Annotated in this window: 17 protein-coding genes and 1 other RNA gene; 13 read left to right on the top strand and 5 right to left on the bottom strand. The window is 44.1% G+C overall.

Features of this window, described 5'->3' with window-relative positions; genetic code table 11:
- Nucleotides 1–45 precede the first annotated feature (45 nt).
- Both F597_RS0116560 and ssrA read left to right on the top strand, forming a co-directional pair.
- Nucleotides 46–1329, top strand: coding sequence for a DUF3472 domain-containing protein (locus tag F597_RS0116560; protein WP_019540880.1), 1284 nt, complete (start codon nt 46–48; stop codon nt 1327–1329).
- A 263-nt stretch (nt 1330–1592) separates the two neighbouring features.
- Nucleotides 1593–1992: a transfer-messenger RNA gene (gene ssrA / locus F597_RS22110) on the top strand.
- Nucleotides 1993–2630: 638 nt separating this feature from the next.
- Here ssrA and F597_RS0116545 read toward each other — a convergent pair.
- The 4 genes from F597_RS0116545 to F597_RS21075 are packed head-to-tail and all read right to left on the bottom strand — an operon-like array spanning nt 2631 to nt 5296.
- Entirely contained in the window at nt 2631–3101 is a 471-nt protein-coding gene (locus F597_RS0116545; RefSeq protein WP_139224199.1) for a hypothetical protein, read from the bottom strand.
- Between the two features lie 37 nt (nt 3102–3138).
- Nucleotides 3139–3555 (bottom strand): hypothetical protein, encoded by a 417-nt coding sequence (locus F597_RS21795; RefSeq protein WP_019540877.1) that lies wholly within the window; start codon nt 3553–3555, stop codon nt 3139–3141.
- Nucleotides 3556–3608: 53 nt separating this feature from the next.
- The gene (locus F597_RS0116530) at nt 3609–4154 is read right to left on the bottom strand and encodes an RNA polymerase sigma factor (protein ID WP_019540876.1); all 546 of its coding nucleotides are present in this window, start codon (nt 4152–4154) and stop codon (nt 3609–3611) included.
- Nucleotides 4155–4210: 56 nt separating this feature from the next.
- Entirely contained in the window at nt 4211–5296 is a 1086-nt protein-coding gene (locus tag F597_RS21075) for a tetratricopeptide repeat protein (RefSeq protein ID WP_019540875.1), read from the bottom strand.
- Between the two features lie 388 nt (nt 5297–5684).
- Here F597_RS21075 and prmA point away from each other — a divergent pair, with 388 nt between their 5' ends.
- From prmA to F597_RS0116510, 3 genes are all read left to right on the top strand, one after another.
- Complete coding sequence (gene prmA / locus F597_RS0116520; protein ID WP_019540874.1) at nt 5685–6524, top strand: 50S ribosomal protein L11 methyltransferase; 840 nt, start codon at nt 5685–5687, stop codon at nt 6522–6524.
- A 69-nt stretch (nt 6525–6593) separates the two neighbouring features.
- Nucleotides 6594–8264 carry a putative transporter gene (locus tag F597_RS0116515; protein WP_019540873.1) on the top strand — a complete coding sequence of 557 codons (1671 nt, stop codon included), beginning with the start codon at nt 6594–6596 and terminating at the stop codon, nt 8262–8264.
- A 123-nt stretch (nt 8265–8387) separates the two neighbouring features.
- The gene (locus F597_RS0116510) at nt 8388–11057 is read left to right on the top strand and encodes a 4-alpha-glucanotransferase (RefSeq protein ID WP_019540872.1); all 2670 of its coding nucleotides are present in this window, start codon (nt 8388–8390) and stop codon (nt 11055–11057) included.
- Nucleotides 11058–11303: 246 nt separating this feature from the next.
- Here F597_RS0116510 and F597_RS0116505 read toward each other — a convergent pair whose 3' ends face one another.
- Nucleotides 11304–12296: a class II fructose-bisphosphate aldolase gene (locus F597_RS0116505; protein WP_019540871.1), complete on the bottom strand. Its 993-nt coding sequence runs from the start codon at nt 12294–12296 to the stop codon at nt 11304–11306.
- A 299-nt stretch (nt 12297–12595) separates the two neighbouring features.
- Between F597_RS0116505 and ald the strand changes: the two genes are divergently transcribed.
- The 8 genes from ald (at nt 12596) to gcvP (ending at nt 22796) form a co-directional block, all read left to right on the top strand.
- Nucleotides 12596–13705, top strand: a complete 1110-nt coding sequence (gene ald / locus F597_RS0116500; protein WP_019540870.1) for an alanine dehydrogenase — start codon at nt 12596–12598, stop codon at nt 13703–13705.
- Between the two features lie 383 nt (nt 13706–14088).
- Nucleotides 14089–14397 (top strand): DUF3467 domain-containing protein, encoded by a 309-nt coding sequence (locus F597_RS0116495; RefSeq protein WP_019540869.1) that lies wholly within the window; start codon nt 14089–14091, stop codon nt 14395–14397.
- A 166-nt stretch (nt 14398–14563) separates the two neighbouring features.
- Nucleotides 14564–16126: a cytochrome ubiquinol oxidase subunit I gene (locus tag F597_RS0116490; protein ID WP_019540868.1), complete on the top strand. Its 1563-nt coding sequence runs from the start codon at nt 14564–14566 to the stop codon at nt 16124–16126.
- 39 nt (nt 16127–16165) lie between these two features.
- Nucleotides 16166–17320, top strand: a complete 1155-nt coding sequence (cydB, locus tag F597_RS0116485; protein ID WP_026327556.1) for a cytochrome d ubiquinol oxidase subunit II — start codon at nt 16166–16168, stop codon at nt 17318–17320.
- A 153-nt stretch (nt 17321–17473) separates the two neighbouring features.
- On the top strand, nt 17474–18379 hold the full coding sequence (locus tag F597_RS21070; protein ID WP_157279207.1) for an RsiV family protein: 906 nt from the start codon (nt 17474–17476) through the stop codon (nt 18377–18379).
- Nucleotides 18379–19002, top strand: a complete 624-nt coding sequence (rsmG, locus tag F597_RS0116475; protein WP_019540865.1) for a 16S rRNA (guanine(527)-N(7))-methyltransferase RsmG — start codon at nt 18379–18381, stop codon at nt 19000–19002. Before F597_RS21070 ends, rsmG begins: the two co-directional genes overlap by 1 nt.
- A 178-nt stretch (nt 19003–19180) precedes the next feature.
- On the top strand, nt 19181–19828 hold the full coding sequence (locus tag F597_RS0116470) for an MBL fold metallo-hydrolase (protein WP_019540864.1): 648 nt from the start codon (nt 19181–19183) through the stop codon (nt 19826–19828).
- A 118-nt stretch (nt 19829–19946) separates the two neighbouring features.
- A complete protein-coding gene (gcvP, locus tag F597_RS0116465; RefSeq protein ID WP_026327555.1) occupies nt 19947–22796 on the top strand; it encodes an aminomethyl-transferring glycine dehydrogenase in 2850 nt (949 codons plus the stop codon).
- Nucleotides 22797–22830: the final 34 nt, after the last annotated feature.

Below are 22830 nucleotides of genomic sequence, written 5' to 3'. Positions count from 1 at the left end.
AAGAATGGAAATTTTAAAAGCTAATTGCCCAATTAACATATAAAAATGAAAACCAAATTACCCTTTTTACTTTGCATTCTGATATTTGTATCTCAATCATCGGCACAAAGCGTAAGTAAAAAAGAAGTCCGACTGAGTGGAAATGCATATGTCACGGCACAGGGTGCCGGTGCAAAAATCGGCCGTCACGGGTTGGAAAAATGGACGGATCCAAAAAGTGAGGTAAAAACATTTGTCTATTTTTCCAGACCACAGACGGTACGGGTAACTCTTAACGGTTCCCTCGACGAAGGAAAATCACGGATAAAAGTGGGGATAGAACATCAGGGCGTTCAGCAAAAATCCCAAAACATTCAACTAAATGCCGGAGAGTTTAGCGTAGAGTTGAAGCCTTTCCGTATCGTCGAACCGGGGTATGTCGCAATAACGTTACAGGGTATCTCTAAAACGGGAGAGGATTTTGGGGTAATTGGATCGCTAACTATTGAGAATGATGATGACAAAATGGTTTATGTTGATGATTTTGCCGACTATTGGGGGCGGAGAGGACCCTCTGTACACCTTTCTTACACCATGCCGGAAGATACCATTGAATGGTTCTATAATGAGATAACGGTACCTCAACATAATGATGTAATCGGGAGTTACTATATGGCAAACGGTTTTGGAGAAGGGTATTTCGGGATACAATGCAATTCGGAAAACGAACGAAGAGTTCTCTTTTCTGTGTGGAGCCCGTTTGAAACGGAAGATCCGAAACTGATCCCGGACAGTATGAAGATTGTAATGCTCAAAAAAGGAGAGGATGTATATACCGGTGAATTCGGTAATGAAGGTGCGGGAGGACAGAGTTTTTTGCGCTATCCGTGGAAAGCTGAAAACACATACCGTTTCCTAACCCGTGTAGTGCCCGATCATAAAGGAAACACTATCTATACTTCATGGTTTTTCGCACCCGAAGAAAACCGATGGCAGCTTATTGTATCGTTTCTGCGCCCGAAAACCGATACTTATTATAAGCGAGCGCATTCTTTCCTTGAGAATTTTATTCCGGAGCAGGGGTATCTGACGCGAATGGTCTATTTCGGGAATCAATGGTTTCGCACCAAATCCGGGGAATGGATCCCGGGAACGGAAGCATCGTTTACCTACGATGCCACTGCAAAAGCGGGTGCTCGGATCGATTATCAGGGAGGATACCATTCACAATCGAACCGGTTTTTCCTGAAAAACTGCGGATTTTTTCATGATTCCACCGAATTTTTATCCAGGTTCCAGCGTACGGCTGCGAGCCAACCGCCGGAAATAGATTTCAACGGACTTCCGTGAAGAAGATTTCAAATTCAAGATTTGAGTGACAGTATCCCTAAACCGGCTTTAGGATGTAATATTTAGGATGTAAGGTGCAAGAAATTGGGAATCATCTACATGAATAAGTCATTTTGATAGTTCTTTTTTATTTCATTGAAAATTGCTATCTTTGTACCAAAGAAGTGAAAGTATTGTTGAAAAACATTTTTGTTACTGATGTGTTATTTATATACTCAATAATATTCCGTTTCTTTTGAGTAGAAGACGCTCTTTAAAAATATGGGGTTGACCGGTTTTGACAGCGGGTAGAAGAGGTTTGTAAGCATGCAGTGCGTTGTCGGTTTGCACTTTAATCTCAAACGTCAAACAATTAACTGGCAATAACAATTACGCTCTTGCTGCGTGATCGAAGTATAGTAGATCAATCGCTTAATTCCGTCACATGTGACGGAACAAGACATCACCCGGAAGCTGTGGCTTCGAAGCGTTCCGATCAGGTGGTGCAGGTAAATCGGAGATAGGATAGGCGATGCTTCGGCGCCTTTCCGAAATAAAGAAGATAAGGATGGAGTATGGTGGCTTCAGTCGCGCTCCTTCCCGACAATCAAAATGAAGCTAAGCATGTAGAAAGCAGATTGCTTCCTCGTTTGGACGAGGGTTCGACTCCCTCCAGCTCCACGAATACTGCTGATATTCAGTTTATTATTAAAATTACGCCCGATTTTACATCCAAGAATGTAAAGTTGGGTGTTTTATTTTCTATACAATCCATTTCATATTTATTCTGAGAAACTGTATGTTATCACTGATTTTGTATTATTATCACACGTGATGATAACGATACAAAATCAGGATTATTGATATAAAGTAATCGTTGATCCATGATATATACATCGTTGATAATTGTATGTTTGATTTGTGGTGGTTTTTATGATTGACTGAATTTATTCTCCTTTACTTAGTACCTGGTATAAATCCATTGTTCTCTGATGATTTTTGAAATTGATATAAATCGGTACACGATCCTGTGATTTAATCATAATATAGGGAATAATTCCTTTTTTGATAAATAGTTTTGAGTGGCTATCGTCTGCCAGTTTAAAATTCCCTATCAGAGTCTTTGCTTATGTGTCCGTACAAATTTAAATAAAAAGTTGAGATTTTATAAAACGGGGTAAGTAGAAAGAGTTTATCACAGGTATGCTGATAAAAAAATAAACCCCGATATTCGCGGGGTTTAGTGTCAAATAATATATGAATATGTAGCTGTTTCATTGTTTCATCAACAGGGTAGGGAGGACGTTTACATCTAAGCCGCTTCACTGCCTTCTGTTGCTTCTCCCCTCGTTCCTGAAATTCGTTACTTCGCGCTGAATAAAATCTCTCTCGGCTTGCTGGGCTTTGAACAATTTTTCGGGAGAGAGTACCTTTTCGAATTTGGCAGAATATTCTTTATCAAGTTCCGCCTCTTTGAGTTTGACATCTACATCGTCTTCCAGCATTCTCCTATACTCTTCGTCGGAGATATTACTGTTATCTTTGATTCGCTGTACTTTATCGCGATGGCTCCTATGCAGTTTAAACTTTTTTTGTGTCAATTCATTACTCAAGGGAAAATATTTACTGGCCTCATCCTGCGTGAGACCTGCCTCTTTCGTCACATACTCCTTCTTCCTTTTTTCATAATCTGCCATATTCATTTTCCTGTTCTGGGGAGTCTGGGCAGAGAGAATTAAAAAGTTAGCAGGTAGTGTAAGCACACACAAAAGCAAAATAACACTTCTTCTCATTACAAAATTTGTTTTTAAATGATGTATGATACTTTCTTCAGTTCAAATAATACTGATGATACATATAATCGAAATAGCTGTCTTCGATCAACTGCTCTTCGAGATATTGATAGAATTCCTCTTCGGTTATCTGTACGGTAGACCAATAATTATCAGTATTACCGGGTAAACCCGAGAGTGTTTGTTGAGTCGCCACCTGGTTTTCAGCCAGATTATCGTTCCCCGGAGCTTTCATCAGAAAATTAATGGTGATGTAAAGCCCGACGAACATGGCAGCCAGATAGACCCACGGCTTAGCTCTGTCCCATAATGAGACCGGTTCCGGGGCTACTATCTCCTTTTCTGGCAGACGATTCATTATTTCTTCATTGAATTGCGCGAAATAATTTTCGGGAACTTTAAAAGGATTTTCAGTCTTATCTATTTCTTTTAATTTGTTAATTTTTGTCTCCATACCTCTTATTTTTGCGCTGCTCTGTTGAATAGACTTAATGAATCGATAAAAGTTTAATGCGGTTCACTTAAAAATTTTTCAATTTTTTTTACCGCATGATGGTAAGAGGCTTTGAGTGCTCCCACCGAAGTACCCAATATATCGGATATATCTTCATATTTCATCTCTTCGGAGTATTTCATATGAAAGACGAGACGCTGCTTTTCCGGAAGGGTAAGAATGGCTTTCTGAAGAAGTTTTTGTGCTTCGTCGCCGTCGAAATAGGGGTCGCTCTCCAATGTATTCAGCAGAAACGAACTGTCGTCATCTAAAGCAATATGGTTTTGACTCCGTTTCTTATTGAGGAAGGTAATACTTTCATTAATCGCAATACGGTAGAGCCAGGTGGTAAGTTTGGCCTCACCCCTGAAGTTCTCAAGATTCATCCAGGCTTTGACGAATACATCCTGTAAAATGTCATTGGCATCATCATGTGAAATCACCATCTTTCGTATCTGCCAATAGAGTCTTTCACTGTATTCGGAAACAAGCCTGGCAAATCCTTTTCGACTTGTTTGCGGATCACGCAATTCTTCCAGTAACTGTTCCTCGTTATTCATTTCCTTATATATGTGGAATTCAATGCAAAGGTAAACGATTTTTATTAACTTTTCTATTAATCCTCATCCCCTTTTTCAAACCAGATCACAAAATCTACAGCATCCCCCGGATTTTGTTGCCACCATTCCATGGATTCGGGAAAGTAGGATACACTGATATAGCGGCAGAAGGTATCGTAATAGTCAGATTCTGCAATATGAGAGAAGAAGGGAATATAAAAAGTCCAGAAAACGCCCTCTTTAGCACCTTTGCTCTCCCGGGTGAGTACATTCATAATCTCTTTGTTGACTGTTTTGAAAAGGATGAAGTCATCTTTTTCTTCAGATGAGTTTTTCAGTGAATCGAGCGTAGTCGTAATAGCATGGTATACAAAATTGCGATTCAATCCATCTTCAATACTCAATGGAGGAATTTTGTCGGACTGTGGTATTGTATCAGGGTTATTACGCATCATCTGTTGCTGGATGAACGACCTTTGTACAGGTTCTTCAGCCGTTTTAATGCGCATGATGTTCAACATTTCCTCGAAGGCGCTCTTCGACCGTTTACTGTCCGGTTCTAACAGGAGAAACATCTGGAATGATAATATGCTTTGTACCCATAATCCGCTATCGTTAAGTGCATACGCATTCAGTAAAAAGGCGCCACTATGAGATTTATCCAGGTCGATGGCTTTTTTTACATGTTCCAGCGTTTTGTCGATATCCCCCCTTTTATAATAATTCAGTGCTAAGTTGAAATGCAACAGGAACTCATCCCCGTTTTTTATCAAACCTTCCTGAAGTAGAGCGATGGCTTCATCCACTTTGTCCAACCCCGCCAGTGCCTCGCTTTTTACCGCGTATGCACCGGAAGACAATTGTTTGTTGCCGGAGTTGATTACCTGTGTACTGTATTTTGATGCGTTTAGGTAATCCTGTAATGCCAGGTAGGATAATGATAGCTCATAAGTTGCATGTACCGATTTGGGATCGACTGTGAGTGCCTCATTATATTTCTCAATGGCTTCCTTGAATTCCCCTTCATCATGCAGTTCAACGCCTTCCTGGATCAACTCCTCCGCTTTGGCATTCTGCCCGTATGAAAGAAACAGCGAGGAGGAAGCAATCAATAAAATGATAAATAATATAGTCCTTTTCATTATTGTGTAGTCTAATATAATTGAACTTTTTCGTTAAGCTAAATGAGCAAAGTCAAACTTGTTTGAACTTTGCCATAGCGAGAAAACGACTAACTTCAGTGAACTTATTCGTTAAGTGATATACAGAAGACGAATTTGTCCGGATTATGTTATCACAAAAGAACGATTAATTTTTTAAGCGAATAAAAATAGGACAAAAAAAGATAAGTTCCGGTTCTTATCGGCAAAATCAACTTCATTTGTAACACAAATAAACAAATGACTCCCTAAAGTAAAATGATTTTTACATTTTTTGGTGTCACCATAAAGTTCAAACAAGTTTGTCTGTTGTTCGTATTACTTATCGAAATAGTTGACTACCTTTGTCCTTTATTTTTGAATAATCATCATGCAATATATACAGGTCCAATTCAATTGTGAACCCAATACAGAGGTGTTGACAGATGTTCTCTCGGCTCAGTTAGGTGAGATCGGGTTCGAGTCGTTTGTCCGGACGGAAACGGGGCTGGAGGCTTATATCCCTTTACCAGTACTATCACTGGAAAAAGTAGATCAACTTCTATCCGACTTTCCGCTGGAAGCGGAGATCACTTATTCATACAGTGAAATGGAAGACAAAAACTGGAACGAGGAGTGGGAGAAGAATTACTTTCAACCCGTCGTTATTGATGATGTGTTATGCATTCATAGTTCATTCCACAAGATTGGGGGTGAGTTCAGATACTGTATATTGATAGATCCCAAAATGTCATTCGGCACAGGTCATCACCAAACCACTGAGTTGATGATGAGAGAACTGTTGAAAATGGATCTGCAAGGCAAATCTCTTCTCGATATGGGCTGTGGTACCGCTGTACTGGCTATTCTGGCATCCATGAGGGGCGCTTCACCGGTAACTGCCGTCGATATAGATGAATGGGCATACCATAATGCGATGGAAAACGCGCGATTGAATGGTATCGACAACATTAACCTGTTACAGGGCGGAGCGGAATTGCTCGGCGATGAAACGTATGATGTGATCCTGGCCAATATCAACCGGAATATTCTCCTGCAGGATATACCGGCTTATACGCAGGTGCTGAATAAAAATGGAGTGTTGATAATGAGTGGTTTTTATAAAGAAGATATTCCCGCTATCCGTGCTGCTGCTGAAGCACAGGGATTAACTTACGGACACTTTTCCGAAATAGACCAGTGGGTTACGGCTATATTTTGTTTTCAATAAAATAAGCGCTACTTTTGCACTGATTTTCAAAAGGACTAATAAATTTAACGGTTTTTAGGTTATTAAAATATGGAGTGGTTGATAGAGTTAATTGCCGGAACGGGCATTGCGCATTCAATACTTGTGATGGCATTGGTGATTTCGGTCGGATTGTTACTGGGCAGGATAAAGATTTTCGGTATTTCGCTCGGGACGACGTGGATACTCTTTTTCGGTATATTTCTCGGGCATATCGGTCTGCAGATCGATGAAAATGTGCTTCATTTCCTGAAGGAATTCGGACTGATTCTGTTTATCTACTCCATAGGGATGCAGGTGGGTCCCAGCTTCTTTTCATCGTTTAAACAGGGAGGGATCACTCTCAATATGCTCGCATCAGGTGTAGTGCTGCTGGGAGTATTTATCACCTATATTATCCATTTAGTAACCGGATTGCCCATCGCCACTATGGTAGGCATATTGTCGGGGGCAGTTACCAATACCCCGGGATTAGGGGCTGCGCAACAAACCTATACCGATGTAACGGGAACTACCGATCCTACTATTGCTACGGCTTATGCAGTTGCCTATCCCCTGGGAGTAGTGGGAATCATTATGAGTATCGTTCTTTTCAGATATATATTCAAGATCAATTTTGCCAAAGAGAACAGCACGCTGGACAATAATGATGCCTCCAGGATGACGGAAGCACACATGTTTTCCTTGCAGGTGATTAATCCCTCTATCTTCGGAAAAAATATCCGACAAGTGAAGCGGTTGATCGATAAAGAGTTTGTCATATCGAGGGTATTACATGCAAGAACAGGCATGCTGGATGTTCCTCAAACAGAGACGGTACTCGAAGAGAACGACAGGGTACTGGTAGTTTCCAACCTGAAGAATATTGATGTGATTGAAGCCTTTATCGGACAGCGTATTGATATGGACAGGGGGGAATGGAATAAATTGGATTCACAACTGGTTTCACGTAGAATATCGATTACCAAACCGGCAATTAACGGACGCTCCATAGGCAGTCTGAAATTGCGGAATCTGTTTGGCATCAATATTACCCGGGTGAATCGTGCAGGGGTCGACCTGATTGCTGACTCCAGGCTTCAGTTGCAGTTGGGCGACCGGGTGACAGTCGTAGGCTCTGAAGAAGCTATCGCCAACGTTGAAAAGTTCCTTGGTAACTCGTTGAAACGCCTTAGGGAACCTAACCTTATCTCTATTTTTATAGGTATTGCATTGGGGGTACTCGTGGGAAGCATTCCCTTTATGATCCCCGGCGTTCCCCAACCGGTAAAACTGGGACTGGCAGGTGGACCGCTGATTGTGGCTATCCTGATCAGTAAATTCGGTCCGAAGTATAAGCTTGTGACTTATACGACTATGAGCGCCAATCTGATGTTGAGGGAAATAGGTATTGCCCTGTTCCTTGCCTGTGTAGGACTCGGAGCAGGAGAGAATTTTGTCGAAACCGTGATAAATGGCGGATACAAATGGGTGGGCTATGGAGTGATTATTACCGTTGTACCCCTTCTGATTATAGGTGTCATTGGTCGGAAAGTATATAAACTGAACTATTTTACGTTGATGGGATTGATTGCGGGTAGTATGACTGATCCTCCTGCATTGTCCTATGCGAACACAACGGCAGGGAATGATATGCCCGCGGTGAGTTATGCTACTGTCTACCCCCTTACGATGTTTCTCAGGGTGATCACAGCCCAGTTGCTGATCCTTCTCTTCCTCTGACCCTTACCGTCCCGCAAACGATTGCACGGGAATCCGGATAAAAAGGCCCGTTTTTTATCCGACCCGTTCATGAAACATTGTAGCTTTGTTTGTCAACCATAAATAGTGAATAGATATTACCTAATGGCACACCTTACATTTACAATCAATTATCATACTGCCTGGGGAGAGCAGGTCTGTCTTTGCGGGACTACGCCGGAACTGGGAAACTTAAATGAAGATCAGGCGATCCCTCTTGCCGCCGATGGCGACAATTGGTCGGCAACTGTGAGTATTGGAGAAACGACCGATGTCGCCTATTACTATTTCATCAGGAAAGGCGGACACACCGTTCGCCGTGAATGGGGGAATAACCGCAAACTTCACATTACAAAAGGCCGGAAAGAGTTTATTATTAACGATCTTTGGAAGAACAAGTCGTACCATTCCTATCTATACTCCACGGTCTTTACCGATACTGTTTTCCGGCATAAAGCAACTCCTCTCCCTACAAAGTATTATTCTCAGACTGTTTTGTTAAATGTGATCTGTCCTTATGTCGCAGGCGATCAGATGCTGATGATCAGCGGTGAATGTGAGGAGCTGGGGCAATGGGATCTGAAGTTGGCAAAACCTCTCTCTTATCTTGACGAAGGAGAGTGGCAGATAACACTCGATGCGAAAAAACTACCCGCAAAGAGTGAGTATAAGTTTGTGATTACAGATAAGAATAGCGGTGAGGCGGTACACTGGGAAGATGGCGGAAATCGTGTTTTGACAGCAGAGGCAGTGCATACAGGAAACCGGGTGCTTGTAGAAATGGCTTTGCACTTTCACTACCAGAGTTTTGCCTATCGGGGAACGGGGACGGCTATTCCGGTTTTCTCCCTGAGAACGGATGAAAGCTTCGGAGTGGGTGATTTTGCCGATCTCCGCAAGATGGTCGACTGGGCAGCAGTCACCCATCAGCAGTTGATCCAGTTGTTGCCTGTGAACGATACCACAGCCACTAAAACCTGGCGCGACTCATATCCCTATAGTGCTATATCGGCCTATGCCCTCCATCCTATATATCTGGGATGCAGCGACTATCGGCTGAAAGTCAAGAAAAATCATAGTGCTTTCCTGAAAGAAGCGAGAGAACTGAACAGCCTGCCGGAACTGGACTATGAAAAGGTACTGTCTTTAAAAACCCGCTATAGCCGGGAGCTCTATCATCAGGAGGGGGAGAAGGTACTTGCTTCGGAAGATTATATTGCTTTCCGGGAGAAAAACGAATCATGGCTTTTTCCCTATGTATGTTACTGTTTCCTGCGTGATAAATATGGCTGCGCTGATTTCAGGGAGTGGGGCGACTATGCCGGTTATGATGAAGTGTTATTGAAGAAAATGATTGATACCGATACCGAAGCAAAGGAGGAGACGCAGTTCTGGGCTTTCCTGCAATACCTGCTTCATCAGCAATTCTCCGGCGTGAAAGTATATGCCAATGAAAGGGGAGTGGCTCTGAAAGGAGATATCCCCATCGGTATCAGCCGTAACAGCATAGACGCATGGGTAGCTCCTGACCTCTATCATATGGATACCCAAAGTGGTGCGCCGCCCGACGATTTTTCCTTCTTCGGTCAGAACTGGGGATTTCCCACTTACAACTGGCAGATGATGGAAAAGGATGGATATGTCTGGTGGGTAACCCGTTTTCGCAAGATGGCAGATTATTTCGATGCCTACAGGATAGACCATATTCTGGGATTTTTCCGTATCTGGGAAATACCACTTGACGCCGTACAGGGATCACTTGGCCACTTCAGGCCGGCATTGCCTTTCTGGGTAGAAGAGATCAATCGTGCGGGAATCCCCTTTGATGAGGAGCGGATGGTACAACCGTTTATTCATGAGCACTTTTTGCCGGATATCTTTGCAGAGCATACCGAAGAGGTGAAGAGGGAATATCTTGAGCCAACAGGATGGCAGCGATTTAAATTGAAATCGCAGTGCGACACCCAAAGGAAAATAAAGCAACTATTTGATAATAAAAAAGATGATAAGAGTCGCAGGATATGCGACGGGCTTATGTCGCTATGTGCAGAGGTGCTCTTCGTACGTGATCCGCAGGATCATCACCGGTATCATCCCCGTATTACGGCGCAATATACTCATTCGTATCGCTATCTTGACACTCACGTAAAGGAGGCATTCAACCGCCTGTATGACGAATTTTATTATCACCGGCACAACTATTTCTGGCGTGAAGTGGCAATGAAGAAATTACCGGTACTTATCTCATCCACCAGGATGATGGTCTGTGGAGAGGATTTAGGTATGGTCCCAGACTGTGTACCGTCAGTGATGCATGAATTGCAGATGTTAAGCCTGGAGATCGAACGGATGCCTAAAGATCCATACGTCACTTTCACCGATCTGCAGCAATTGCCCTATCTGTCCGTATGTACTACCTCTACCCACGATATGTCACCCCTACGTTTATGGTGGACTGAAAACCGGGAACTCACACAACGCTATTACAACGAAGTGTTACATCACGAAGGAGTTGCTCCGGCAGAGTGTAATATTACTATCTGCCGGCAGATCATTGAACGTCATCTCCGTTCGTCGGCCATGTGGGTGATCCTGCCGTTACAGGACTGGCTGTCGCTCGATGAAAAACTTCGTAACCCCGATATTTCCAGTGAACGGATCAATGTACCTGCAAATCCTGAACACTACTGGCGCTACAGGATGCATATCTCTTTGGACGATCTGCTAAGGGAGACTGGTTTCAATAAAAAAATGCAAGCGCTTTCCCGGAGGTAATATAAAAGGTGGAAAAGTGATAAGGTGGAAAGGTAGGAAAGTTAATTTGATGATTTATTGATTTAACGATGTGCAGATTTGAGAAGGAATAGTGGGGACTGGGGAGATAAAATCGGGATTATAGATAAAAGGGCGAATTGTAAAAGTGAGATTTTAAGAATTTTCGGGTAGAAGTAAATATGAAAAAAGAGGGTAAAAATCACATTGTGATACACCCTCTTTTCAAATTATGTTGTCCTTGTATGGTTACGCTCTTCCGGCGCTTCCCAATACATTTTCAGTTTTGTGCATATAAAGTTTCTTCAACTCTTCACGTGCCGGACCCAGGTATTTACGCGGGTCGAATTCAGCCGGTTTGGTGGCGAATACTTCACGTATGGCTGCAGTCATAGCCAAACGTCCGTCGGAGTCGATATTGATCTTGCAAACAGCCGATTTGGCAGCTTTGCGCAATTGTTCTTCGGGGATACCGATTGAATCATCCAGTTTTCCTCCGTATTTGTTGATAGTTTCCACATATTGCTGGGGAACGGAAGAAGATCCGTGAAGAACGATGGGGAATCCGGGGATTCGTTTTTCAATTTCTTCCAGAATATCGAAGCGCAAGGGGGGCGGAACCAATACGCCATGTTCGTTGCGGGTACATTGTTCAGGAGTAAACTTGAAAGCACCATGCGAAGTACCTATGGAGATAGCCAGTGAATCAACGCCGGTACGTGTCACAAAATCTACTACCTCATCGGGTTCGGTATAGGTGTGGTGTTCTGCCTGTACATCGTCTTCAATACCTGCCAATACGCCGAGTTCTCCTTCTACAGTTACATCGTGTTGATGAGCATACTCAACCACTTTCTTTGTCAGGGCGATGTTTTCTTCGTAAGGAAGATGTGATCCGTCGATCATCACAGAAGAGAAACCGCTCTCTATACAATCCTTGCAAAGCTCAAAGCTGTCGCCATGATCGAGATGGAGTACGATAGGAATTTCGTAACCCAGTTCTTTTGCATATTGCACAGCTCCCTGAGCCATATAACGCAATAATGTCTGATTGGCGTATTTACGTGCGCCGCTGGATACCTGCAGGATCACAGGTGACTTTGTTTCAACGCAGGCCGAGATAATGGCCTGAAGTTGTTCCATGTTGTTGAAATTGAAGGCAGGGATAGCATAACCGCCATCTACTGCTTTCTTAAAGAGCTCTCTTGAGTTTACAAGACCCAATTCTTTATAAGTTACCATTGTTCTAATTATTTATTATAGATTGAAAAATCTGAAATATTGTCACAAAAATACGATATAATCCGTAATGAAAGAAATTTTTATGCGAAAGAGTCATTAAAAATGATTATTGAACCGTGAAAAAAGAGAAATTGACCCATTAATAAATCCGTTTGAATAAATTGTAGATTTATTTTTTCTTTTTATTTTTGCATATGAAACTATCATATTACAACAGATCACTCAGAATAATACCGTTGCAATTATTTATCACCTGATTCTAATATTATTTTACAACAACAACTTATAATTTTATTATTATGATCGTAGGAATACCCAAAGAAATTAAAGTCAAAGAAGGAAGAATAGCCATGACGCCTGATGGTGTTTTGGAACTTACCGGTCGAGGACATAAAGTTTACGTGCAGAAAGGTGCCGGCATCAAAAGTAACCTGTCGGATGAGAGCTATGTAAAAGCCGGAGCTGTCATCCTTGACCGTATTGAAGATGTGTATGAGATTGCGGATGTGATCGTGAAAGTGAAAGAACCGATAGAAAGCGAATATCATCTGATAAAAAAAGATCAGGTGGTATTTACCTATTTTCACTTTGCATCCGACAAAAAACTCACTGAAGCCATGATTTCGAGCGGAGCTGTCTGCATTGCCTATGAAACGGTAATGAATGACAAAGACGGGTCACTACCGTTGCTCACGCCCATGAGTGAGGTGGCCGGCCGTTTATCTGTCCAGGAAGGAGCCAAATATCTGGAAAAGCCGCAGGGTGGCAAGGGTATTTTGCTGGGGGGCGTGCCTGGCGTGAAACCGGCCGAAGTAGTGATCATCGGTGGTGGAGTGGTCGGACATAATGCCGCTCTGATGGCTGCAGGATTGGGAGCAAATATAAAACTACTCGATATTAATCTGAACCGTCTTCGGTATTTGTCGGAAATCCTTCCTCCAAACGTAGATACCCTTTACTCCACAGAGATGTCTATTGCAGAATCGATCAAAACTGCCGACCTGGTGATCGGTGCTACCTTATTGGTAGGTGCCAGGGCTCCGCACCTGGTTAAGCGGGAAATGCTCAAAGAAATGGAGCCAGGCACGGTAATGGTAGATGTTTCCGTAGATCAGGGCGGATGTTTTGAAACTACACATCCTACTACACATGCCGATCCAATTTTTGATGTGGATGGCATTGTTCACTATTGTGTTGCCAATATGCCCGGAGCCGTTCCTGTTACCTCCACACGCGCACTTACCAATGCCACGCTGCCTTATGTGATAAAGCTTGTTGAGATGGGATGGGAAGGAGCTTGCAGGCAATATCAGGATTTACGCTACGGATTGAATATTATAAAAGGGGATGTGGTGTTTAAAAATGTGGCCGACTCGCTGGATTTGCCTTACACACCATTGGAATTATAAGGAATACAGAATATCTTCTGCCCGGAAAATAGAAAATTATTCCGATGATTCTTCAATGTGATATTTGGCTAATCTGTAGTTGATGAATAGATCTACAAAAAGGAAAGAATTTTCTTCTTTTCTTTTGTAGATTGAAGAAAATTAAGTTTCTTTGTTTAAACTATTTTAATAGTTCAATTTCATCAGACATTTTCTCGCAATGACGACATAATCCAAGCAAGCTTGTCTTCTGTTCATATTGCTTAACGAAAATGTTCACCGGGATTTTTCCATCCCTAATAAAAAGAAAAGCGCTGTTTGTTTGATAATCAGGCATACACTGCATTTCTACGTATCCAAACGGTTATATTATGTGCCAGAGTTATTAAATTCACAGTCAAATAATGGAAAATTTCAATAAGAACAACGAAATACAGATTGAATTGAGTGATGAAATTGCACAGGGGATTTACTCCAACCTGGCAATTATATCGCATTCCACGTCGGAATTTGTTGTTGATTTTGTCCGTATTGTCCCGGGTGTGCCCAAGGCGAAAGTCAAATCGAGAATCATACTCACGCCTGAACATGCGAAGAGGTTGCTGATGGCGTTAAAAGATAATATCGATAAATTTGAACAGCAGAATGGGGCGATCAGGATCCAGAACGATCCCGGTTTTCTGCCACCCATAGGGGGAATAGGGCAGGCTTAGGTTCGTATAATGCTTGGGGTGTCTTCGGACACAACAACCAATGCATGGAAGAGAGAAATAGACAAAGCTTATTCATTTAAAAATCACAAAAAGCGCCGTAGATGTGTTGTGAATGCTACGAGCAGGCGCTGTCAATGGAATAACCAAGATTAAATATTCAAAATTTATGGATCTATTAAGTGTGTCTACAGTCAATTGGTCGAGAGCACAATTCGCTCTCACTGCCGGCTATCACTGGATATTTGTCCCGCTCACTATTGGGCTGGCGCTTATTATGGCCCTCATGGAAACCATGTACGTGAGGACGGGAGATGTAAAATGGAAAAATGTCACCAAGTTCTGGCAAAAGATCTTCGGTATCAACTTTGCGATCGGTGTCGCTACAGGTATTATCCTGGAGTTTCAGTTCGGTACCAACTGGTCGAACTACAGTTGGTTCGTGGGTGATATTTTCGGTGCTCCCCTCGCCATTGAAGGGATCCTTGCATTTTTTATGGAAGCCACATTTATTTCCGTCATGTTTTTCGGATGGAACAGGGTGAGCAAGAAAGTGCACCTTGCCTCTACCTGGTTAGTGTTTACCGGTGCTACTTTATCTGCTTTCTGGATCCTGGTCGCCAACGCCTGGATGCAATACCCTGTCGGGATGGAGTTCAACCCCGAGACGGTACGGAATGAAATGGTCGATTTCTGGGCTGTGGTGCTTTCTCCTGTGGCATATAATAAATTCCTGCATGCCATCTATTCCAGTTGGGCTATCGGAGCCGGTTTTGTGGTGGGTGTCTCTGCCTGGTACCTGCTGAAAAAGAGACATATAGATTTTGCCCTGAAAAGTGTAAAGGTCGGTACCATAGTCGGGCTGGTTGCTTTTGTAATGCTGGCAGTTACCGGTGATGGCTCGGCTTATGAGGTGTCACAGAAACAACCAATGAAACTGGCTGCAATGGAAGGCCTCTATGAAGGGAAAGAGGGTGCCGGATTGGTAGCGATAGGAATGCTGAACCCGGCTAAACAGGATCATGACGATGATGTGGATCCCTTTATCTTTAAGCTGGAGATACCCAAACTATTGTCGTTCCTGGGATACAGGAACATGAACGCGTTCGTGCCAGGAATCAAAGACCTTGTGGATGGAGGTTATACGCTTCAGGACGGCGCTACTGCCCTCTCCTTTGAAGAGAGGAAAGCCCGCGGGAAGGTTGCCCTCCAGGCGCTGGCCGATTACCAGACGGCAAAGGCGGAAGGACGTGACGCCGATGCCGCCAATCACGAAGCCATCCTCAAGGAAAATTACGCACATTTCGGGTACGGTTATCTTGAAACCGGGGAAGACCTGATCCCGGACGTGCCCCTTACTTTCTATAGTTTCCGCATTATGGTGATAATAGGACTCTATTCTATTTTATTTTTTACGATTGTGCTCTATTTCATCTATAAGAAAGATTTGCGTGACACGAAATGGCTGCAATATGTAGCGCTGTGGAGCATACCCCTGCCCTTTATCGCCGGTCAGGCAGGATGGATAGTGGCGGAAGTAGGACGACAGCCATGGACTATCCAGGATATCCTCCCGGTACAGATGGCTGCATCCGCAATATCTGCCGGCAATATTATTACTACATTTATCATTTTCACGGTATTGTTTACGGGAATGTTGATCGCAGAGGTGGCTATTATGGTAAAACAGATCAAAAAAGGGCCGGATCCTGTTCCCGGAGAAGAAGCCTGATCTTATTACATGGTTTAAACAGACTAAAAGATAAAAACAATGATAACTTACGACTTTCTACAGAAATACTGGTGGTTTGTAATGTCGCTTCTTGGCGGAATACTGGTATTCCTGCTTTTTGTACAGGGGGGCCAGTCCATGTTGAACTCTCTCGCGAGGAAAGAAGAGGAGAAGAAACTTCTTATCAATGCGCTCGGACGCAAATGGGAATATACCTTTACTACGCTGGTTGTTTTCGGAGGCGCCTTCTTTGCGTCGTTTCCCCTGTTTTACTCGACCAGCTTCGGAGGTGCTTACTGGGCATGGATGATTTTGCTGTTCTGTTTTGTATTACAAGCTATATCCTACGAATACCAGTCCAAGCCGGGGAATATTTTCGGCCCGAAAACCTATCGCGCGTTCCTGTTTCTCAATGGTGTACTGGCTACCTTCCTGCTGGGCGTGGTGGTAGCCTCTTTCTTTACCGGATCGGAATTTACAGTCGGCAAAGGGAATATTGCCGGGCTGGGTACCTCAGGCTTTACCATCAGCCAGTGGCAGAATCCGCTTCACGGGCTTGAGTTATTGGCAAATGTGAGAAATCTGAGTCTCGGGTTGGCAATACTCTTCCTTGCCCGTACCATGGCAAGCCTCTTCTTTGTGAGCCGGCTCGATCATGAGGTACTCGAAAACAGATCCCGTAAATTTACCCTATATAACGGAATACCTTTTGTGGTTTTCTTCCTCGTCTTTTTGATCTGGACGCTGGTCGCTGAAGGCTATGCTGTGAATCCTGAAACAAAAGTGATATATATGGAGAAGATGAAATACCTTCATAATTTCATCGATATGCCGATTGTACTGGTACTCTTTGTGCTGGGAGTATTGGCCGTTCTGTATGGTATTTTCAATACAGTTTTCAATGCGGGCTTTAAAAAAGGAATCTGGTTCGCCGGTGCAGGTACTATTGTGACCGTGACCATGCTCCTGCTCGTAGCCGGTTATAACAATACCGCTTATTATCCTTCTTCGGTAGATCCGCAGAGTTCACTTACCCTGCAAAACTCTTCATCGAGCTATTTTACGCTTTCGGCGATGGCGGTAGTTTCGCTTCTTGTGCCGTTCGTGATTGCCTACATATTCTATGCATGGAGAGCGCTGGAGAAAAAGAAACTGAACCTGGACGATCTGGAGTCCGACGGACACACTTATTGATAGTCGAAATTTTTAGGATAGATGAATTTTCGACGTATAAATGAGGATACGGATAGCCCGTATCCTCATTTATTTGTAAAAAGTAGAAGCCGGCAAGGGGTATTCCCGATAAAATATGTATTTTTGTACCTGTTATTTTTAAAGTCTTTCGTTATGGGGGTGTATCATAGAATATTAGCTGTCTTGCTATCCCTGGTTGCATTGCTGTTTTTCATCTCCTGCAACCAGCAGGGGGGCAGGAGCATGTTCAGAGCGGAGAATAACGTTGAGTTCGATACTATCAGTCTGGTTGCCCGGCACCATCTCGACGGGGATACGGCAAATCCTTATTGTAATATAGAGGTGGATTTTATTTATCCCGTCAGCAGCGGTAAAATGAATCTGGATATATTACAGCAATTCTTTATCCGGAATACGTTCGGTGCACCGTATGATACTTTGGCGCCGCCTGATGCTATACAGGCTTATGTACGGAATTACATCGAAAACTACACTGCCGATGCACAAACCTACCGGGAAAGTGCGGATGAAATCCGGGAGCTTAACAATCTCATCACAGGTATCGATGTCGCCGACAGCGAACATTATACCGAAGATTTTTTCTATTCCTACTACGAAAGTCTCTCCGATTCCATTGTATACAATCATCACGGAGTCCTTGCATTCCAGGTGAAACAATCCAATAACAAGGGAGGAGCAGCATCTTACGACTCCTACCGCAATTATGTACTGAATCTGAATACAGGCAGACAAGTCACCGAGAATGATATCTTTAATGCCGGATACGATACAGCTCTTCAGCGTCTTATTATCGCATCTTTACTGGAACAGACAGGCGCGGAAAGCGTGGAAGAACTGGAAGATATCGGTTTCTTCGGGGTGCGTGAGATTGTGCCTAACCAAAACTTTTTACTGACCGATAAAGGGATTATTTATACCTACAACAAGGGTGAATATTCGGCTTACCAATTGGATGCACCGCAGGTGTTTATCCCTTACGAGATGATATTCCCCTTGTTGAGGGAGAACAGTATTGCCGCTAAATTAGCCGATTTATAGTGAAGAGTATCGAAACCTATTTTCCGTCGCTTACTGCACAGCAGAAGCAGCAGTTCGAAGCACTGTCCGATCTTTATACCGACTGGAATGCCAAAATCAATGTAATCTCCCGCAAGGATATCCATAATCTCTATCCGCATCACGTGCTGCACTCTCTGGCTATTGCCCGGTATATCCGTTTTACTCCGGGTTCTGCCATTATGGATGTGGGTACGGGAGGTGGATTTCCGGGTATCCCACTGGCCATTTTCTTTCCCGATGTACAGTTCGTACTGCTTGACAGTATCGGCAAGAAAGTGAAGGTCGCAAAAGAGATCTCCGAAGCGGTGGGGTTGAAGAATATAGAAACAGTGCACGCACGTGTGGAGGATGAAAAAAGGAAATTCCACTTTATTGTGAGCCGGGCGGTGATGCCGCTGCCCGAACTTGTCAGGATCACACGTAAAAATATTTCATCGGAACAGATGAACGCCTTGCCTAATGGAATTATCTGTCTGAAAGGGGGAGATCTTACGGCGGAGTTGCATCCTTTCCGACAGGTCGCGGAGTTGGTTTCTCTGTCGGATTACTTTTCCGAACCGTTTTTCCAGACAAAAAAATTGGTGTATGTCCCGTTAAGTTGAATTGAACTTTGGCACTGTAGGAATTAACAATCGGGGAGTGAAGGCGACTCAAAACGACTAATGTAATTGAATGATTCCTCGCGATTTTCTGTAAATCCAAAAGAAAGCGTTATTTTTGTGATAAATGAAAATACCACGGGAAAAGGTACTGATTCTTTCCCGATAAGACTGTAGCAAAATGAATATAAAAACATTTGAATTCAATCCGTTGGGAGTAAACACATACGTGTTGTCTGACGAGACCAGGGAGTGTGTCGTAATTGATCCCGCCCCTTTTTATCCCGATGAAAAAGAGTTGTTACTCAGTTATTTGATCGACAATAACTTTAAGGTAAAACATCTGTTGAATACTCACCTGCATTTTGATCATATATTTGGGATCAATCTGCTCGCCTCTCAATACGGGCTTAAGGTGCAATGCCATCCCGACGATCTCTTCCTGTTGGAAGATATAGCCGCCCAGATGCAGGTATTCGGATTGCCGGGCGGTAACGCCGATTTTAGGCCGGAGATCGGTAATTATCTGAACGAAGGCGATACAATCACTTTCGGGAACCAATCGCTGAAAGTGTTTCATACTCCGGGCCATTCGCCCGGCAGTGTAGTATTCTATCACGAAGCGGAGGGTTGTATATTCGGCGGAGACCTGCTCTTTTATGCCGGCGTGGGAAGAACAGACCTGCCGCGGGGAAGCTATGAGGATCTGGTAAACAGTATTGAAACCAAGATGTTTACCCTACCCAACAGTACGTTGGTCTATTCCGGACACGGTCCTGTCACTACCATCGGATTTGAAAAAAAGAATAACCCTTTCGTCGGGCAATAAGATTATAGTCGGTTTGTGCAATGTATCCCCCGGCCGATTTTTTTACGTGGAATTTTTCCACGTGTCCTGAAGAGAAAAAAGATCAATAATAAGAAATTTACCCCTAGTGCGCGTTATGATAAAAATGGAACAATTTAAAAACCGACATATCGGTATTACCGAGGCTGATAAACAGAAAATGCTCGAAGCAATCGACCTCTCTTCAATGGATAAACTGATCGATCAGACAATTCCTTCAGATATCCGTTTGACAGAGCCTCTTTCTTTACCCAGGGCATTGTCGGAACATGAGTATGCTGAAGAGATTGCTCATATTGCATCACTGAATAACATCTACACTTCTTATATCGGTATGGGTTGGTATGATACCGTTACTCCTGCAGTGATTTACCGGAATGTCTTTGAAAATCCGGTATGGTATACCTCTTATACACCCTATCAGGCCGAGATATCACAGGGACGGCTGGAGGCATTGCTTAACTTTCAAACGGTAGTAAGCGAACTTACCGCATTGCCGCTGGCTAATAGTTCGTTGTTGGATGAAGCTACTGCGGCTGCCGAAGCAGCCACGATGATGTATGGGTTGCGCAGCCGTGAGCAGGTGAAAAACGGGGTGGAAACGCTGTTTGTGGATGAGAACATCTTTCCTCAAACATTAGCGGTGCTTAAGACAAGGATGTATTATGCAGGAATAGAAGTAGTTGTTGGTGATTATAAAACTGTCACTTTCGATAAACCCTTTTTTGGCGCTATCATTCAATATCCCAATAGCGACGGAAATGCAGAGGATTATACTGACTTCACTGAAAGGGCACACAAGATTGAGTGCAAAGTGGCTGTAGCCACCGATCTGATGGCGCTCACATTACTTATTCCTCCGGGTGAATGGGGTGCCGACATTGCTTTCGGAAGCAGCCAGCGTTTCGGTATCCCTATGTTCTACGGAGGACCGTCCGCCGCATTCTTTGCCACCCGCGATGAGTACAAACGCTTCATACCGGGGCGTATCATCGGCATCTCCAAAGATGCCTATGGCAGGGAGGCGCTTCGCATGGCGTTACAGACGCGTGAACAGCATATCAAACGTGAAAAAGCCACTTCCAATATCTGTACGGCGCAGGCTCTGCTGGCTACTATGTCTTCCTTCTACGCCGTCTACCATGGACCGGAAGGACTCAAAAATATTGCCCGCCGCATTCACTCCATCGCCTCCCATGTAAGTGAGGAATTGAAGGAGATGGGTTATAAGCAATTAAACAGCAGCTATTTTGATACGCTCAAGATCCGTCTGCCCGAGGGTATATCGGTACAGGATATCCGTGATAATACCGAAATTCGCAGTATCAACCTGCGTTACTTCGAAAGCGGCGAGGTAGGGATCAGTATCGATGAAACTACCAATCCTTACCGGGTACATGAACTGCTGGCCGCATTCGCCATGACAGCAGGCAGTTCGAAGGTTTACCTGCTCGAAGAGTTACCCGCAAAGAGCACCTTGAAAGAGTCACAACTCAGGAAATCCGATTTCCTTACTCATCCCACTTTCAACAGCTATCATACTGAAACGGAACTGATGCGTTATATCAAGCGGCTCGAACGGAAAGATATCTCGCTGGCGCATTCCATGATCTCTCTCGGCTCATGTACCATGAAGCTGAATGCGGCTTCTGAATTGTTGCCGTTGGGACTTGCCGGCTTTCAGCGCATCCACCCCTTCGCACCGTTAGAACAGGTGGCAGGATATACGCAGATGATCAGTGAACTGGAAGAGATGCTGGCTGAGATCACAGGATTCGCCGCCACCAGCCTTCAACCCAATTCGGGAGCGGCAGGTGAATATGCCGGACTGATCACCATTGCCAGCTACCTCGAAAGCAATGGCGAGGGGCATCGCAAGGTGGTGTTGATCCCCGCATCGGCGCATGGAACCAATCCCGCCAGTGCAGTACAGGCCGGATTTAAGCCGGTGACGGTTGCCAGTGATGCTAACGGGAATGTGGATATGGATGATCTGCGGGCCAAAGTAGATCAGTACAAAGACGACCTGGCAGCCTATATGATCACCTATCCGTCGACGCACGGCATCTTCGAGACGGAAATCAGGGAGATGTGCCGTCTGATACACGAAGCGGGCGGACAGGTCTATATGGACGGCGCCAATATGAATGCACAGGTGGGATTGACTAATCCCGGTACTATCGGCGCCGATGTGTGCCATCTCAACCTGCATAAAACGTTCGCCATTCCTCATGGAGGAGGAGGACCCGGTGTAGGGCCTATCTGCGTGGCCGAACACCTTGTACCTTTTCTGCCCGGACATCCGGTGACTATGTCGACTGACAAGAACACTGTTTCGGGAGCAGCTTACGGCAGTGCGGGTGTGACAGAAATCACCTATGCCTATATCCGTATGATGGGAGCTGAAGGACTGAAAGAAGCTACTGAAGCCGCTATCCTTAGTGCTAATTATGTGGCGGAGAAACTGAAGGACTCTTATGGTATTGTATATCGTGGTGCCAGAGGAAGAGTAGGGCATGAACTTATCCTTGAGTGCCGCGGCCTGAAAGAGGTATCAGGCATTACCGAGACCGATATCGCCAAGCGTCTGATCGATTACGGTTATCATGCCCCTACGCTCTCTTTCCCCGTGCATGGTACACTGATGATAGAACCAACTGAAAGTGAGAGCCTGGCCGAGTTGGATCGTTTCGTGTCTGTGATGAACCAGATCCACGAAGAGATCATAGAGGTTTCGCGTGGTGAATATTCGGCGGAGGATAATGTGCTGGTGAATGCGCCGCACCCCCAATATGAGATCACTGCCGACGACTGGAAGCATGCTTATCCTCGTACTAAAGCTGCTTACCCGCTGCCGTTCGTGGCCGAGAACAAGTTCTGGGTCAATGTAGCCCGTGTGGATAATGCTTATGGCGACCGGAATCTGGTCTCCTGTCTCTGTCAGCAATAATAATTGTTTACAATAAAAAAATATCAGCCCAACT

Source organism: Proteiniphilum acetatigenes DSM 18083 (genome assembly GCF_000380985.1).
Lineage (GTDB): Bacteria > Bacteroidota > Bacteroidia > Bacteroidales > Dysgonomonadaceae > Proteiniphilum > Proteiniphilum acetatigenes.
The sequence above is the reverse complement of the archived record's forward strand: the minus strand, read 5'-3'. Positions and strand labels throughout refer to the sequence as shown.